Raw genomic sequence first — 1453 nt, 5'->3', positions numbered from 1 at the left:
CATGTTTCCGGTCACACGGACAGACAGTAGGGGCGGCACAACGCCGTCCGCTAAAAATGCAGACTTGCGCACTTCATGTCAGCGGCCTCGATTAGGAGGTCAACTGCGGGGCACTAGGTTTTCATCGGTACTCGTCCGGTTGCAGGTAGACAATGGCGTCGACGGGCACGACCTTGAGCCCGGCCGCTGCGAGCAAACGCGCGCAGTAATTGAGCTGCCCGCCCGATTTCGCACGAGAAATGGACGATTCGTGCATACCCATTCGGTCCGCAATAGCGGTAGCCGTTGCTTTATTGATAAAATGCAAGATTGTCGTAAAATTCTTGCGTGACTGGTCGGTAATTTCCGGGGATACTTGGGCCAGGTCGGCCAGTTCACTCTTGCTAAACTCGGCGTCGGACGGGTCCGTATCCATGGCGAAGCTGTTAGGCATGGAGAAATCCTATGCTGCATGGGTAAAAAATTGATAAAGTACCGGCGGTAGGCAAGAATGAGATGGTCGAAAAGATCCGTGTCGAGCTTGGCGAGTAACTTTTCCGCCACGTGCAACAAGCTTGGCGCGTGCGGACTGCGTGCTACCCGACTGCACCGCAATGTCAGTTTCAGTTTTCTCGACTTCAAACATTATTGCCAAAAATAAATAATTTAACAAAATATTACAGTTTTTCGCCTGATTTTACAATAAATTATTGCATTTAGTGGTTTTAAGAAATTATTTTGGTAAAAATATAAAAATGACAAATGTGCAAAAAAACGCCCCTGATCGCACCCAGCGCCTTCGGGAGGCGTTGCAGCGAAAAAATGGCGGCAATGCGTCGGAGCTTGCGCGATACGCGCAGGTGGTCCCGCAAGCCGTCAGCAAGTGGCTCACAGGCACCCAGTTCCCGCGAGACAGGGCCTTAGACTTAGCGGCAGAATTCCTTAATGTGACCCCGGAATACCTCAAATTCGGCACGCCTACGGTACGTCCACCACCAACCGAAGATTCCCTTATCCTGATGTACGTCAAGCCGCTCGAAGCCAAGCTGCTGACAAACTTTCGCGAGTCGACGGAGCAAGGCCAACACCAGATGATGATCTCATCGACGCATGCCGAGAAACTGTCATCAGAAAAATTACCCGAAAAAGGTGCAGCTTTGGACTAGCCGCAATTGCCGTTCCGGAGTGGCATGGTGGCCGACAAGGCGGCGATGGTATCTGCGATGGCGAGTGAACGCGCGACGTTCAACAGATACGCTTTTGACGCGGTCGAGGTGGAGTCGAACAAACCCATCAAGACATTGCGCGCCTGGTGCGACGAGGCGTTTTCGATGGGCACTTCTGGTTCTGGTAGATTCAATTGAGCGGCGCTTTGGGTGGACATGGTATTAATCTGCTAACAATAATGTTACAACATGGAAACTGTAGTGACACTGTGCCAGAGCGTAGGGTTCATGGCAACCGAAGTTAACTA

General features: G+C 51.4%; 3 protein-coding genes. 1 reads left to right on the top strand and 2 read right to left on the bottom strand.

Features of this window, described 5'->3' with window-relative positions:
- Positions 1-121: 121 nt before the first annotated feature.
- A complete protein-coding gene (locus tag F2P46_RS35775; protein ID WP_166899262.1) occupies positions 122-433 on the bottom strand; it encodes a hypothetical protein in 312 nt (103 codons plus the stop codon).
- 265 nt (positions 434-698) lie between these two features.
- Between F2P46_RS35775 and F2P46_RS35770 the strand changes: the two genes are divergently transcribed.
- A complete protein-coding gene (locus F2P46_RS35770; RefSeq protein ID WP_368737994.1) occupies positions 699-1145 on the top strand; it encodes a helix-turn-helix domain-containing protein in 447 nt (148 codons plus the stop codon).
- Here the strand turns inward: F2P46_RS35770 and F2P46_RS35765 are convergent.
- Positions 1142-1363 carry a hypothetical protein gene (locus tag F2P46_RS35765; protein WP_166899259.1) on the bottom strand — a complete coding sequence of 74 codons (222 nt, stop codon included), beginning with the start codon at positions 1361-1363 and terminating at the stop codon, positions 1142-1144. The genes F2P46_RS35770 and F2P46_RS35765 overlap by 4 nt on opposite strands.
- Positions 1364-1453 lie beyond the last annotated feature (90 nt).

The organism is Massilia sp. CCM 8734 (assembly GCF_011682155.1).
GTDB lineage: Bacteria > Pseudomonadota > Gammaproteobacteria > Burkholderiales > Burkholderiaceae_D > Telluria_A > Telluria_A rubra.
This window is presented reverse-complemented; position numbering and strand designations above follow the sequence as displayed.